We start from the raw sequence: 13,830 nt of genomic DNA, 5'->3' as shown, positions 1-13,830 counted from the left end.
CTCTACAAATGGTCTATTTGTCGCCTTCTTTTTTCAAATTGGTATTACTTGCCTGTTACCGAATGTTGCACCAGCCAACAATGTAAGCCCACCATTAACAGCGCCAATGGCAGCATCAACATTGGGATGATTTCTAAACTTGTCCAACTTGCAAGCCAGCCTGCTCCAGTGGGTATAATCGCAGCCCCAAAACTGGCGGCACTAGTGGCAATGCTAACAGCCGCAGGAACATGGAGAGCAGGTAATCGTTGAGGGATTAACCAAATGGTTGCAGGAAAGATGGCTGCCAATCCAAAGCCAATCAACGGCAAGCTAATCCATTGATCTGGTAGTTGCCACCAAGCGAGCAATCCAATGATTACAAGACTGAGCGACATACTGATTGTGCGGACTGCTCCAAGCCGTTGCAAGAAATAACCTAAGATGAAACGTCCCAATGTTAATCCCACCCAATAGGCACTAACGCTGTAACCAGCAATCAGCGTGGGAGTGTGACGAGCGACAGACTGCACAGTGTATGCCCAGTTACCAATGCAGGCTTCAGTGCCAACATAAACCAGCAAAAGTAATCCAGTTAGCAGTACTATCGGAGTTTGCAGCGCTTTGCCCAGATTTTCTAACGCAGTTGTCTTTGATGGCAATACCCGTACTGTCATTGGTGTGTAGTTGAAAATGATTACGCCCAGCACGCTGACAATTAATAGACTGACAATCCCGGCTAATACCACATAAACCTGCCGCCAGTTCATCCCAACTGCTAATAAAGTAGTAGCGATCGCGGGGCCTGAAAGTGCGCCAATACCATAAAAAGCATGGAGCAAACCAATCAAACTGGCACTGCGGGAATCTTGCACAATGTAAGTGTTAATGCCTGCATCAATCAATCCAATGCCCAATCCCAACGCCGATCCAGCTGCAACCATGAGAAACCAGGAGGGTGAGATGGCATAGATCGTCAACGCCATCGTCAGCACACCCGCAGCAATCAACAGCATTCGGGCTAACCCCAGCCGACTACTCACAATACTGCTGGTGAATGCTGCCAAAATGTAGCCGCTAATTTGACTGAGAAACAGCAGGGTGACGGTTGCTGGATTCAGGTTATAGGTAGAGAGAATGGAAGGCAGAAGAACTCCTAATCCTGCTTCAGCGATGCCAATGGCAATAAAGGCATAGAAAGCGATCGCCGAACCTATCCACAGAGGCGGTAAGGTGCGTTGATAGTCTGTCATTGGCTGGAATGCTCCTAGATTGCTAAGTTTAAGGGAGCCATTGTAATCCCTTATCCTGTAATTTATGCTCGATCTGCTGCATTTCCTGGATAGTTTCTCCAGTCACGATCGCATAAATTTCGGTGTAGATTTTTCCGTATTTGACCCTCTCTAAAGCTGACAAAACAATCAAGTCCTTGCGATCTAGTTCTGGTTTTAAGGTGACTAAAATTGAATCTAACGTTCCTTCCATGCGGTAGCTACTAGAATATTTAGCAACTTCCTTTCCCAGTCCCAGTAGGGTGTGACGCTGCAAGCACAATGGAGTCGATCCATTAACTCGGAAATTGGCATCGATCGCATAAAATTGTCCGTCTCGATCTTCCAGTACATCAAACCCAATGACGCCGAAATAACCCTGTTTGTAAGCATACTCACCAATGGCGGCAATCATCTCAAAGAACTTGCTCATGTCAGTGTTGCGGTAGTCAATCAGTCCCCCTAAATAATTACCTTCTGGAGTGACGAGTTGGCTGGTAGTGCCGATGAGGGTTATCTCTCCCGTTTTGTTGACATAGAACTGTACGCAGTAATTCTGTATCTCATTCTTAACGAACTCCGAGACAATAATCCTATCGAGCAACTTAATATCCAGATATTTCTTGATTTCTTCAAGACAGTAGTTCAGATCGTTGAGGCTTTTGATGATATAAGTGCCTTCCCCTGAGAGTCCGTGGGACGTTTTAATTAAGTAGGGAAATTCTGGTAATTTAATATCTTCGAGATTGACTTCATGCAAATTGTAGCTTTCGTATTTTGGACATTGCACCCCCAGTTCGGCTAGAGTTACTTTGCTGAGTAAACGGTAATGAGTGTCTGAATCAACAGCGTGTTTTTCTTTTTTGAGGCGATCGAAGGGAAATAGAGTGATGAGTTTATCAAAGCGTTCGCTGTGGCTGAGATCGTCCAGATAAGTTAAGCGATCCATCATTAACCTATGGGAGTAGCTGAAGCCGAAATGCTCTTGCCAGTATGCAAGTAGCGACTTTGGCGGCGGATTAATTATAATTCCTGGAATGCGATCGCCTAATACAGCTAAAATTTTCCAAGGTTCCTTTTGGCAAATCTTGTCAAAGGAGGTTTTGGTGGCTTCACTACTGCCATCTTGAATAAAATATTTTTCCAGGTTGGGATAAGCAGCCCAACTGGCAGTTGCAGGGTAATTTAGGATAAATCCATAAGATGCATCTGTGATATCTTGAGCAAATAGATCGGAAAGAGAACTCCCTTGAAAGTATTGAAAGTTATATTGTGAGTTCATTTAGCCCTCCCAAAAACCGCATCCTCAAACAGTTGAACAGATACATTTTCTGTCTGCACTCCTGCCAGCAGCATCCTGTCTTGCTCAGAGACAATTTCTTTAGTAATTGCAGCTAAGGCTTGGGCAAGTTTCGGCGAAATGAATCTATCTTTTGGTTGATTTTGTTTGTAAACACGTTGTAATTGTTTTGTTTTACTAAATTTTATAGCCTGAAGATTGCTATATTTTGTTTGCATAAAGCTAATATTTAATAATTGGCTTTTATTTATATATCTTACTTATCTTTTAATTAACTCTATCAAACGAAGGAAGTAAATTAGTTTATTTATTATCTGATTTTTGTAGAGACGGCGATTCATCGCGTCTCTTGCCTTAACCGAAATTATTTAGCAGACACCTAATCTAAAACCCCCATACCTTAGATGTACAGGGGTTATTTCAGCTTGCGCGGAATGGTTCAAGGAAAAGGTTAACTTGTATTTCATCCAATTGGAAACTTAAACATGGCCATAGACAAAACTGTACTTATTCAGGATAATCTACTCCGGTTAATACCCCCAATTGTAAATTAACAGCACTAATGTAATCTTGATTGTTTAAAACTTGTGCTGGTAATTTTTTAGCATTGATCGCAGCTTTGACTAAATCTTTCGGAGTAATATTTCCGCGCTGACCTTCAGAAATCAAAGCTCCTCCACTAGGAATTCCTTGCTGTTTTAAACCACCTTGGTAAGCAAGATTAACAAGATTAAACGGCTGAATGTAGCTGACATTGGTGGAATTACTGCCTAATGCATCAGGGTTAACTGCTGTGTTTATTGATGTGGCTGTTTGAGCGCTAGCAATGCCAGATGTAAGGGCAAGAGAGGCAATGATAACTGTATAATTTATCAATCTTGTTAATTTCATAACGGTACTCCTTAACTAGACTAAAGTAAAATCAATAGTTTCTAGTAATAGATTCCTCTTATTTATAGAAATTAACCTACTACAATTGACTCACCCAAACGGTTGAATTGTTTCTCATCCAAATGGGTTACTTATTTGCCGCCTTCTTGTTCTGGCATATTGGTAGCAGTAACCACATTTCACAACTCAACGATGAAACTGTCTCGCAGATGAAAGTCAGCTTCCTCACCTTTATGAGTTAAAGCCCAGTAACTCACATTACCATCTATATTTTTGATAACAGTAGTAATGCCAATTTCAATGCCTTGATTTGCCGAGACAATTTTATTCAAATCGACATCTAACGCAAGTACTAAAGCATCAGCTTGATTATGAACATTAAACGGTAGCTTTTCAAAAGCTGTTTCTTCTTGCATCCCTTGACGATACCCTTCAAAGCGATAGACATTCCAGTGTCCGGCGGGAGAGAGGTTGAATTCCCAATACCGTACAGAATCTTTGATGCCAAGGAAGAATTCAAAGCAAGTGTCTTCCCATAATTCGTACTTGCGTGATGGTGCATTTGATGGTGGAACAATTGCAATTTCTTTTAAATCGCTTCCAAGGTTGTAGCAGATAGTAAGTTGATTGGCATTTCGGGAGATATTGCCTGTAATTTTTAAATTAGGAAAGGATTCGTAACAAGGGAAAGGTTGCAGGGAAAATGTCTGCTTGTTCATTTCATATCTTGGATAATTTTGCGAATCTGCGTTTCTTGAGATTCAATACTTTCAGTCAGCTTAAACTGAACGATCGCTCTTGCTAAATTATGTTCTGGGTGCTTAACTTTGAAGTAGACATTCCCTGCTAAATAATCAGCAAAAAATCTCAGTCCTAGTTCAAAAGTAATTAGACGAATGGCATCATATATGTATGCATAATCATTCTCGGTCAGAAATGCCTTAGCTACAGCGAGATAACCTTGGAGGATTTCTTGACACAAATCGGTATCGAAATAAATACTTTCCCAATTTTCGGTTTCTTCACCAGCCGGATTGCAACCCGATCGCAGGCAATCACCAATATCGTAATGTACCAAACCGGGTTTCACGGTGTCTAGGTCGATGACGCTGACGGCTTGCTGGGTAACAATGTCGAACATCACGTTATTGATTTTGGGATCGCCGTGCATCAGACGTAGAGGTAGCTTGCCTTCAGCTTTGGCATTTTCTAGGATATGTGCAAAGGTTTGGCGATCGCTAACAAACTGTAAACAATAATTAACTTCCGAAGATTGACGTACACTAGTTTTCGGCAAAACTTCATCGTAATGCTGGAGATAAAACGGTGTAATATGGAAGCCTTCGAGGGTGTCAGCAAGTTTTTCTGCTGGCAAATCGCTGATTAGATTGTGGAACATCCCCAAGGCATAACCGATTTCTTTCGCGTGTGAGCGATCGCGCATACTATCAAAGGACTGGGAGCCTTCAATAAAGCTGATTGCCCGCCAAAATGAGCCATCTGCATCTTTCCAGTGGTCTTGAGCGTTTTTGGTCAACAGTACGCGTGGCACTTCCCAGCGACGATTAAGGGGCATATCCTGCAACCTTTTTTGAACGTGTTCAGTTAAGGTACGCATATTCTGCATAATCAGTTGTGGCTGACGAAACACCTGTGTGTTAATGCGTTGCAGGACAAAATGTTGTTCCTTTGAGGAATCTAAAGTTACTAAAAAGGTGTCATTTATATTACCACTACCAAATGCTTTAACGCCTGTAACCTTTTCCAGTAGGGCGAATTGGTTAGCGATCGCCTCCAGATTTCGGGTATCCTGTGTATTAAATTCTTCTATCATCTGTTTCATCTCTACTACTCCTCACGTACATTGCACGAAAGCAATAGGGGATATCGTAGCGCAAGTGTCAAGATAATTCGTAATTCGTAATTCGTAATTCGTAATTGATTAACAAGATGTCAATTATGAATCTTTAAAAGTACTAGAGCAATACTGAATTCATTCGTGAAAAACAAGATTTCTGACTGGTTCCCATTCTGGAAGGCTCTGCCTCCAGTAGCTTGACAAGAGGCAGAGCCTCTTTTAAACACATTCCCAGCCTCCAGGCTGGGAACAAGACAAACCCCGTGCTAATTCAACAATTAGGAAATCTCATCGCTATCTACCCACTCGTCATAAGATGAGTCATAACCAATGTAGTGAAGAAAGTATTGCTGACCTTGGACTTTCTCAATCGTTGCGGAATACCAAGCCTCTTGGTCATCATCCCAACATTTTACCTTTTGACCTACTGCATATCCATTTTCATCAGTGGAGCGAAGATCGCGAGTCCGAATGTCATCTTCGCCTACCCACTCGTCATAAGATGAACCGTAACCAAGGTAATGAACAAAGAACTGGTCATCTTGGATTTTCTCAATAGTTCCTTGATACCAATCCTCTTCATCATTATCCCAGACTTCTACTGTTTTGCTGACTTCATACTGAGTCTTATCTGATTTATCTGATTTAACGGCAGATGAGACATCTTGAATCGGCTTTTGTTGCTCTTGTTTGATTTCCTCTTTTACTAGAGTGTATGCTTGCAAAATCAAACTGCGAGCGACAGTTTGAATTCCTGTATGCTCGTAGTAATTGGTAGTTTGATCTAGGAATGCTGCAACTAAATCTAAATTATCATCAGCAATCTGAATAAAATTACCCAAATTACTAGAAATTGATTGCGGGGTTATGCCTGTCTTGGATACTAAATTATTCATCCAGCCTTGCACGGAGTTGAAACCCTGACTGATAAAACCAACTTTATCAGAAGGATTGCTTCCTGGAAGAAAGTTATTAACGGCTAAGAAAACCGGATTTTGAGTTATTGCACTAGCATCAGTACCACTAATCACTCCGTGAATTTTGCTGAGAAAGTCAGGGCCCAAGGGCAGAATTCCATCTAGACAAACTAAAGCTACCATCCGCATTAGGGATGCATTTTGATAGTTGTTAGTCAGGGAATTAGCAAACTCTTGGGGATTAGGTTGAGGAATACCGTTTAGTTTGCAAAAAGCAATGATTTCGACAGCAATTTTTAATACTAAATCAATGGATTGAGTGACATCGGCTTTGGGAGTAATGTTGCCTAAAAAAGAGAGAAAGCCGATTTTTTCACTAACTTTATTTGCTAAAGCCGCCGCTGCCATCGCTGTGTCTGCCTTATCAATTGTTTGATAAAGTTTGATGGCAAACTGGTAGCCTTTTTGAGGATCTTGGTATAAAGTGACAGCGCGATCGCGGATTTTTTGAATTACCTTAGCATCGGTTTCTCCAGTAATGGCGCGGATATTATTGTCAAACCCCGTCAAATTGCTCCATTCACCTGGTGCTACATAATCAAGAGCCTTTAAAACTTTGACAGTAATATTGTCAGTCGGTAACTCGTCAACCAACTGAATAATTGATTTATCCATCAGCCGATCCTCAAAACTCCAGATATTGTTACAACACGGCTCAGAGCAGCCCACATCTAGCACTGGGCAATTACTAAACCGTATTTATAGAGTTCCCCAACCTGAGCAAAAAATAACGATGTTAGTAACAGAAGCTACACCTAAAGATATTGCACAGGCGATCGCATCGCATCCCAAACGCAAAGCTGAATCAACAGTTTCAGTCTGCGAGGGATGCGTAGGCGCAGCCCTCGCAGACATCGCTTTTTCGAGTACCTCCAGCCATCTGATACTTATGGCTATTATTCTCAGCACTCCCATAACACCGAAAATCGGTTTAAACGGTGACTCTTGTACCGTCAAATTTGGTGAAGGTGAAGCCATTGAATATTTCGTTATAACCCAGTCTCTCATCCCTGAGCAGACTAATAGCAACCTCTTCTCCTAAAGCCAAAGCAGCGGAACCATCCGAACGCCAATGGATACCACCATGACCGCGACCAATAGCATAATTAGTTGCCAGTTTATTCAATTCTCCACCTACAGTTAGTGGTGGGCCACTGTAAGCAATTACTTTTGTTGGGTCTTTGGGATCGGGCACTACTGGCGAGGGGATAACAAAGTTTTCATCAAAAAATGCTTTCAACAGCGTGACATTGACGCCAGCAGTAGCAGCCGCACCACCTGTATAGGAGGAATGGGTTGGCGATCCTTCTGGATATGCTTGGGGCAATAGATAGGTGTTGAAGGTGCTAAAGGTCTGAGCCAAAGCATTAGAATTGAAGACCTCAGAATTAATTGGATACTTGGTTTTATTCACAATGTTGTTGTAGACTAGCCCACCATAGGCTTCTGGGCGCAGAATGCGGTGTACATAATACTTCTGCCAGTATGAGGCTCTAATCACACGCGAGCTACCCAAATTAAGCAAGGCTTGTAAATGTCCCACTGCAAACGTTGCATTAGAACCAATTTGGGTCTTCGATCTGACGTAGGGATTGCCTGGATTCAAAGGAGTACCGATGCTACCAAGAATCAAAGAGGCTCCTAAGTATGTAGGGCCGCCAATATGAGCATACTCACCTAAATCCCGAACTGTGGCTATGTAACGGTTTTTGGGGTCGTATTTAATGGATTTCCCGGAACTACCTCCATTCTGAATAGCTAACCAACATCTCCAACATCTCCTCCGTTTTTTGAGGAGAAAGGTGAACCTAAAACTCCTGCAACAACGCTAGCGGCACTAAACAAACCAGCACGACCAAGAAATGAGCGTCTGCTGGCGTGACTACCAAAAAAACGTTTGCTAGCTACACGGGATTGTTTTAGTTTATCTATTTCGCTATTAGCCTGAGTATCTTGCTCGGAACCTTGATGAGAATTTGGATCTACTTGCATGAGATGTTCTCCACTAGAAAAAATAATCCAAAAATTTAGTCATAAGTGAATACATGAGCATCTGAGAACTAGAACAACTAGCCACACACAAAATGCCCACCTCTAGAGAAACAGGAAAATCGAACCAGATTTGGGATGATATCTGGGGTTACTTTACTGGTACTGGAAGGTAGCTTGCATAAGAGTGATATCAGGTTCGGTTAAACACTTAATAATATCTGTAGCTTAGGTTGAAGAACGTAGAATCTAATGCGAACAGCATCTCGTAGAGAAGGGACTTCTCGCAGGGAAACCTAACATTTGATCCTTGTTTATGTTGGGTTTGACTGCCGCCGTTAAACCCAACCTAAATTGATAGATTTTATTAGAAGTAATTATCCAAACTTGATATGCTTCTCCTGACAGTAATATCGGCATTCAGTGCTGGTATGATGCCTCGATCGCAGGGCTGTTATACTTTTGTAGTTGTAATCAGTGCGATCGCATGTTGCCGGGATTAAAGCACAGCTAAAATCACCGGTTGCTTCCAGTTAAGCTAAAAGTACTGTAGCTTTATCTATTTACCGTAGTTTGTGGATGCTAAATCAGACTGTCTCACAATCGGTGATAAAAATCAAGAGTTTTTTAGAATAAACAGGTTTGCAGAATGAACCAATGGCACTAAAATAACGCCAAACCCAATATTTATAAGGATGAGCGGGTATCGGGTGTGGGGAATGAAGAATTAGTAACTTCTGTTTCATCTCTGGGCTTGAATGCTTATTAACACGAACCTGCAATTCTACCCCCTAGACCTTGCCCAGACGAGGTTTCATCTTTACAAGCGTGTTATTCGCCCATGCACACCGACCGTCGAGAGTCGATCGGTTGTAATGCAGTCAAAATTACTAAAATATGAATTGCCAAAGGAGGGAAACTGATGAATTCATTTGTGCTTTGTTTTCAAGATATTGATAAAACACAACTCAAGGTTGTTGGGGGTAAAGGCGCAAACCTGGGGGAACTTTCCAAGATTGAAGGAATCTTTGTACCGGATGGCTTTTGTATTTCTACTGAAGCTTTTAAAAGAATCATTGGGGAAACGTCGTCGATTAACGAATTACTCGCTCAGTTATCGCTTCTAAAAGTGGAAGATCGGCATAAAATCGGTGAACTTAGCGGTGAGATTCGCTCTTTCATTGAAGGGATAACCATTCCTCAAGATATTAATGAAGAGATCGCCCGCCTCCTCTCCAGGTTTGATGAAAAAAATGCCTATGCAGTACGATCCAGCGCAACCGCAGAGGATTTACCAACGGCCTCTTTTGCAGGTCAGCAGGATACGTATTTGAACATTATTGGAAAGGAGTCAATCTATCAGCATATCAGCAAGTGCTGGGCATCGCTATTTACCGAGAGGGCAGTAATTTACCGCCTTCAAAATGGCTTCGACCACCGTAAAGTCCACCTGTCTGTGGTTGTTCAGAAGATGGTCTTTCCACAGGTGGCAGGAATTTTGTTTACTGCCGATCCCGTCACTTCTAATAGGAAAGTGTTATCCATTGATGCCAGCTTCGGACTTGGTGAGGCTATGGTCAGAGGCATTGTGAATGCTGATATCTATAAAGTGTGTAACGGCAAGGTTATCGATAAGAAGATATCCACCAAGAAACTGGCTATTTACGCCTTAAAAGATGGCGGTACGAAAGAACAGGAAATTGAGCAACAGAGACAGAATAGGCAAGCGCTGACGGATGAGCAGATTGTACAGCTTGAGCGCATAGGCAGAAAGATCGAAGAACATTTCGGCAGCCCCCAGGACATCGAATGGTGTTTGGTTGATGATACATTTTATATTGTCCAGAGTAGGCCGATCGCTACTTTATACCCGATCCCTGAAGCGAGCGATCGCGAAAATCACGTCTATGTATCTGTTGGTCATCAACAAATGATGACTGACCCCATGAAACCATTGGGATTGTCTTTATTCCAGTTAACAGCTGCTCGACCCATGTATAAAGCGGGTGGAAGGTTGTTTGTTGATATCACACCCGATCTGGCTTCACCTGTTAGAAGAGAAATTATAGTAGATGTTTTGGGAAAATCCGATCCGCTCATAAAAGACGCACTTATGACCATCATAGAGCGAGGAGATTTTATAAAATCGTTACCAAACGATCAAAAAGAACTGAGTCTCGATAAAAGCAATAAAGGTATGTCGTCTGCGGATTTTCAAACACAAATCGAATACGATCCGACAATCGTTCCCGATCTGATTAAGAGTAATCAAGCATCGATAGACGAGTTAAAACATAACATCCAAACGAAATCAGGATTGGCTCTAATTGATTTTATTCTAGAAGACACACAGAAATTAAAAAAGAGTTTATCCGATCCACAAAGTTTTGGTGTGATTATGACTGGTATGAATGCTTCATCATGGATCAATGAAAAAATGAACGAATGGTTAGGTGAGAAAAATGTAGCAGACACGCTTTCTCAATCTGTAGCCAACAATATTACTTCGGAAATGGGTTTGGCGCTATTGGATGTCGCAGATGTGATTCGTCCTTATCCTGAAGTAATTGATTATTTACAACATGTAAAAGATGATAGCTTTTTGGATGAACTGCCTAAGTTTCATGGTGGAAAGGAAACCCAAGACGCTATTTATGCTTATCTCAACAAATACGGAATGCGATGTGCCGGAGAAATCGATATTACTAAAACTCGTTGGAGTGAAAAACCAACTACACTTGTCCCCATGATTCTCAGTAACATCAAAAACTTTGAGCCTAATGCCAGCAATCGGAAATTTGAGCAGGGGCGACAGTCAGCTTTGAAAAAAGAACAAGAGTTATTAGAGCGATTGAAGAAATTACCGGATGGTGAACAAAAGTCCGAAGAGACAAAACGAACGATCGGCCTAATCCGGAATTTCGTCGGTTATCGTGAATATCCAAAATACGGCATAGTTAATCGCTACTTTGTTTATAAAAAAGCTTTACTCAAAGAAGCCGAACAACTCGTACAAACCAACGTTATTCATGAAAAAGAAGATATATACTATCTTACTTTTGAAGAACTTCGCGAAGTTGTACGCACAAATCAACTTGATTACCAGATTATCAGCAAACGAAAAGACGAGTACAAATTATATGAAAAACTAACTCCTCCCCGTGCGATCGCGTCTGACGGTGAAATTATTGCAGGTCGGTACAAACGAGAAAATCTCCCAGCCGAAGCTATTGTAGGTCTACCTGTTTCCTCCGGAGTTATAGAGGGACGAGCACGTGTCATCTTAAACATGGAAGATGCCGATCTAGAAGATGGAGATATATTAGTCACCTCCTTTACTGACCCTAGCTGGACACCATTGTTTGTATCCATAAAAGGCCTAGTCACCGAAGTTGGTGGACTGATGACTCATGGAGCAGTTATCGCACGTGAATATGGCTTACCAACAGTTGTCGGAGTGGAGAATGCTACCAAACTGATCGATGACGGACAGAGAATCCGAGTGAATGGAACAGAAGGGTATGTAGAAATCCTATATTAAAGCGAAAATTACTTTCATTGGATTTTAAATATTGGGGGAATGCCACTAAGAAAAGCTATAAGCTATACGAGGTAAGAATTTCAATTTTTAATCAATGAACAGTGAGTGTGCAGGTTGAGCGATCGCCCAGGTAGAAGTAAACCACGAGTTCGCAAACGTCGTCCAAAAATTTACCCCTTGATGACCAAACCTCAGCACGAATTACAAAAGCAATTGCAAACTGCTTAACCACAAGTGTTTCAGCTTTTCTGAGTGCTATTCGCAGCATGAACTCGAATTTGCATTAAACGGCTGGAGATTTTCTCTTCCGTACACTGATAATGAGCGATAAATGCCACAGCCAACAAAAAGCATCTCAGAGTACAAACGCCTGATTATGTCTAGCTAGCTAATTTTTTGTGTGACCAAATAATTAGCTATGCATATTTTCATAAAGACTGTATACTATTTAAAATACATTAAGTCGACCGATAAACTGTAGTATACCATCTAACTCACGTAGATACCTGCCAGTCAATTATTTAACTGCACTAATCAGAAAACAGAATGGTTCCTTTCATCCATAGTGGGCGATCGCTCATGAACAGCTTCTGTTTTATTGCTTTAGGTTGAATAGTCTACATATCACGATTATTACAAGGAAAAGATTTCATGAGCAACATCCAACTATACTTTGCCAAAGCCTCTACCTTCTCTCAACGTACTCGCGTCGTCTTACTGGAAAAAGGTATTGACTTCACCCCGATAGAAATTGACCTACAAAATAAACCAGATGGGTACACGCAGATTTCGGGCTATGGTAAAGTTCCAGCTATCAAACATGGGGATGTTGAAATTTACGAGTCCGCCATTATCAATGAATATCTAGATGAAGTTTTTCCAGAACCACCTTTGTTACCCCGCGATCCCGCAGCTAAAGCGATCGCTCGGATTTGGATAGACTACGCCAATACTCGTCTTGTCCCAGCTTTTAACAAATTTCTGCGCGGTAAAGATAGCCAAGAACAGGAACAAGGACGAAAAGAGTTCACAGAAGCACTTCTATATATTGAACAAGAAGGATTAGGCAAAGGTGATTACTTATTAGGAGATCGGTTTAGCCTAGTTGATATCAGCTTCTATCCTTGGTTTGAACGTTTACCACTCTTAGAACACTTCCGCAAATTCACACTACCAGCAGAAACACCTCGTTTGCAGACATGGTGGAACAGGTTAAGCGATCGCTCCTCAATCCAAGCAGTAGCCAACCCTGTGGACTTCTATTTGCAAAGATTCGCCAAAGTTCTCGGTGAACCTGTTCCTGTTGGTGCATCTCAAAAATAGGACACATGACCAACAATTAACCAAAATCCAAAATGGGATAACCTATGAGCTTAAATAACCAAGTTCTAGACAAACCAATTTCCGCAGAATTGCCATACGTAGAGGCCAACCTCAGTTACCTGATTCCAACGGCAGAAAAACCTGTTAACTATACTTACGAACCACCAGCCGGAATTCCCCGCACGAATGCAACTTATCAGACGCATAAACTGCCAATTTACAATGCTCGTTCTATCTCAGAGAATATCTCGTTAGATCGAGAAGGTTTCGCCTTTACTGGACATAATACTAATGTCCGCAACTTTTACGATGAAGACGAAGTACGCCGCGTCTATTATCCAGAAGCCGAGCAATTGTTAAAAGAGGTGACAGGTGGAACGAAGGTAGTAATATTCGATCACACCCTTCGTAACGCTGGTAACTCCAAGCCAGGTGAGAATAATATTAAAGAACCCGCCAAGCGCGTACACAACGACTTCACCGCCAAATCTGGCTATACTCGCGCCCGTTTGGAACTAGCAGCGCGAGGTATAGATGATGATGGTATTGAGACGTTATTAAAACAACGATTTGCCATCATCAATGTTTGGCGAGCGATCGCAACACCAATCCAAGAATCACCCTTAGCACTGTGTGACGCGCAAAGTATAGCGGTTATTAGTCTAGTCCAGTACAATAGGAAAGAGCAATTTTACTGATAT

14 protein-coding genes are annotated in these 13,830 nt (G+C 41.8%); 3 read left to right on the top strand and 11 right to left on the bottom strand.

The genetic code is table 11. From position 1 onward, the window contains the following. Positions 1-44: 44 nt before the first annotated feature. From ACM0OX_RS26095 to ACM0OX_RS26050, 10 genes are all read right to left on the bottom strand, one after another. On the bottom strand, positions 45-1,232 hold the full coding sequence (locus tag ACM0OX_RS26095; RefSeq protein WP_414517834.1) for an MFS transporter: 1,188 nt from the start codon (positions 1,230-1,232) through the stop codon (positions 45-47). Between the two features lie 28 nt (positions 1,233-1,260). After that, the gene (locus tag ACM0OX_RS26090) at positions 1,261-2,532 is read right to left on the bottom strand and encodes a carbamoylphosphate synthase large subunit (protein ID WP_414517832.1); all 1,272 of its coding nucleotides are present in this window, start codon (positions 2,530-2,532) and stop codon (positions 1,261-1,263) included. After that, complete coding sequence (locus tag ACM0OX_RS26085; RefSeq protein WP_414517831.1) at positions 2,529-2,768, bottom strand: hypothetical protein; 240 nt, start codon at positions 2,766-2,768, stop codon at positions 2,529-2,531. The genes ACM0OX_RS26090 and ACM0OX_RS26085 overlap by 4 nt, the downstream gene beginning before the upstream one ends. Positions 2,769-3,057: 289 nt before the next feature. Beyond that, the gene (locus ACM0OX_RS26080; protein WP_414517829.1) at positions 3,058-3,441 is read right to left on the bottom strand and encodes a hypothetical protein; all 384 of its coding nucleotides are present in this window, start codon (positions 3,439-3,441) and stop codon (positions 3,058-3,060) included. Between the two features lie 179 nt (positions 3,442-3,620). Continuing rightward, on the bottom strand, positions 3,621-4,160 hold the full coding sequence (locus tag ACM0OX_RS26075) for a DOMON-like domain-containing protein (protein ID WP_414517828.1): 540 nt from the start codon (positions 4,158-4,160) through the stop codon (positions 3,621-3,623). Beyond that, on the bottom strand, positions 4,157-5,275 hold the full coding sequence (locus ACM0OX_RS26070) for a phosphotransferase enzyme family protein (protein ID WP_414517850.1): 1,119 nt from the start codon (positions 5,273-5,275) through the stop codon (positions 4,157-4,159). Before ACM0OX_RS26070 ends, ACM0OX_RS26075 begins: the two co-directional genes overlap by 4 nt. A 302-nt stretch (positions 5,276-5,577) precedes the next feature. After that, positions 5,578-6,891, bottom strand: a complete 1,314-nt coding sequence (locus ACM0OX_RS26065) for a hypothetical protein (RefSeq protein WP_414517827.1) — start codon at positions 6,889-6,891, stop codon at positions 5,578-5,580. A gap of 84 nt (positions 6,892-6,975) precedes the next feature. After that, a complete protein-coding gene (locus tag ACM0OX_RS26060) occupies positions 6,976-7,254 on the bottom strand; it encodes a hypothetical protein (protein WP_414517826.1) in 279 nt (92 codons plus the stop codon). After that, the gene (locus tag ACM0OX_RS26055) at positions 7,208-7,909 is read right to left on the bottom strand and encodes a vanadium-dependent haloperoxidase (RefSeq protein WP_414517825.1); all 702 of its coding nucleotides are present in this window, start codon (positions 7,907-7,909) and stop codon (positions 7,208-7,210) included. The genes ACM0OX_RS26060 and ACM0OX_RS26055 overlap by 47 nt, the downstream gene beginning before the upstream one ends. A gap of 125 nt (positions 7,910-8,034) precedes the next feature. Next, complete coding sequence (locus tag ACM0OX_RS26050) at positions 8,035-8,268, bottom strand: twin-arginine translocation signal domain-containing protein (protein WP_414517824.1); 234 nt, start codon at positions 8,266-8,268, stop codon at positions 8,035-8,037. Positions 8,269-9,187: 919 nt separating this feature from the next. On the opposite strand from ACM0OX_RS26050, the gene ppsA reads away from it, so the two are divergent. Continuing rightward, entirely contained in the window at positions 9,188-11,806 is a 2,619-nt protein-coding gene (gene ppsA, locus ACM0OX_RS26045; RefSeq protein WP_414517823.1) for a phosphoenolpyruvate synthase, read from the top strand. A gap of 91 nt (positions 11,807-11,897) precedes the next feature. Here ppsA and ACM0OX_RS26040 read toward each other — a convergent pair whose 3' ends face one another. After that, the gene (locus ACM0OX_RS26040; protein ID WP_414517822.1) at positions 11,898-12,074 is read right to left on the bottom strand and encodes a hypothetical protein; all 177 of its coding nucleotides are present in this window, start codon (positions 12,072-12,074) and stop codon (positions 11,898-11,900) included. A 383-nt stretch (positions 12,075-12,457) separates the two neighbouring features. Here ACM0OX_RS26040 and ACM0OX_RS26035 point away from each other — a divergent pair, with 383 nt between their 5' ends. Continuing rightward, positions 12,458-13,129, top strand: a complete 672-nt coding sequence (locus tag ACM0OX_RS26035) for a glutathione S-transferase family protein (RefSeq protein WP_414517820.1) — start codon at positions 12,458-12,460, stop codon at positions 13,127-13,129. Positions 13,130-13,173: 44 nt separating this feature from the next. Then, on the top strand, positions 13,174-13,827 hold the full coding sequence (locus ACM0OX_RS26030; RefSeq protein ID WP_414517819.1) for a CmcJ/NvfI family oxidoreductase: 654 nt from the start codon (positions 13,174-13,176) through the stop codon (positions 13,825-13,827). The last annotated feature ends 3 nt before the right edge of the window (positions 13,828-13,830 follow it).

Source organism: Nostoc sp. PCC 9305, from assembly GCF_963920915.1.
Taxonomy (GTDB): Bacteria; Cyanobacteriota; Cyanobacteriia; order Cyanobacteriales; family Nostocaceae; genus Nostoc.
The sequence above is the reverse complement of the archived record's forward strand: the minus strand, read 5'-3'. Positions and strand labels throughout refer to the sequence as shown.

Bases quoted from the DNA above. Each gene is read 5' to 3' on its own strand.
- ACM0OX_RS26050 (WP_414517824.1), bottom strand. From the start codon at position 8,268: ATGCAAGTAGATCCAAATTCTCATCAAGGTTCCGAGCAAGATACTCAG.
- ACM0OX_RS26060 (WP_414517826.1), bottom strand. From the start codon at position 7,254: ATGGCTTCACCTTCACCAAATTTGACGGTACAAGAGTCACCGTTTAAA.
- ACM0OX_RS26080 (WP_414517829.1), bottom strand. From the start codon at position 3,441: ATGAAATTAACAAGATTGATAAATTATACAGTTATCATTGCCTCTCTT.
- ACM0OX_RS26090 (WP_414517832.1), bottom strand. From the start codon at position 2,532: ATGAACTCACAATATAACTTTCAATACTTTCAAGGGAGTTCTCTTTCC.
- ACM0OX_RS26030 (WP_414517819.1), top strand. From the start codon at position 13,174: ATGAGCTTAAATAACCAAGTTCTAGACAAACCAATTTCCGCAGAATTG.
- ACM0OX_RS26075 (WP_414517828.1), bottom strand. From the start codon at position 4,160: ATGAACAAGCAGACATTTTCCCTGCAACCTTTCCCTTGTTACGAATCC.
- ppsA (WP_414517823.1), top strand. From the start codon at position 9,188: ATGAATTCATTTGTGCTTTGTTTTCAAGATATTGATAAAACACAACTC.
- ACM0OX_RS26085 (WP_414517831.1), bottom strand. From the start codon at position 2,768: ATGCAAACAAAATATAGCAATCTTCAGGCTATAAAATTTAGTAAAACA.
- ACM0OX_RS26095 (WP_414517834.1), bottom strand. From the start codon at position 1,232: ATGACAGACTATCAACGCACCTTACCGCCTCTGTGGATAGGTTCGGCG.
- ACM0OX_RS26035 (WP_414517820.1), top strand. From the start codon at position 12,458: ATGAGCAACATCCAACTATACTTTGCCAAAGCCTCTACCTTCTCTCAA.
- ACM0OX_RS26040 (WP_414517822.1), bottom strand. From the start codon at position 12,074: ATGCTGCGAATAGCACTCAGAAAAGCTGAAACACTTGTGGTTAAGCAG.
- ACM0OX_RS26070 (WP_414517850.1), bottom strand. From the start codon at position 5,275: ATGATAGAAGAATTTAATACACAGGATACCCGAAATCTGGAGGCGATC.
- ACM0OX_RS26065 (WP_414517827.1), bottom strand. From the start codon at position 6,891: ATGGATAAATCAATTATTCAGTTGGTTGACGAGTTACCGACTGACAAT.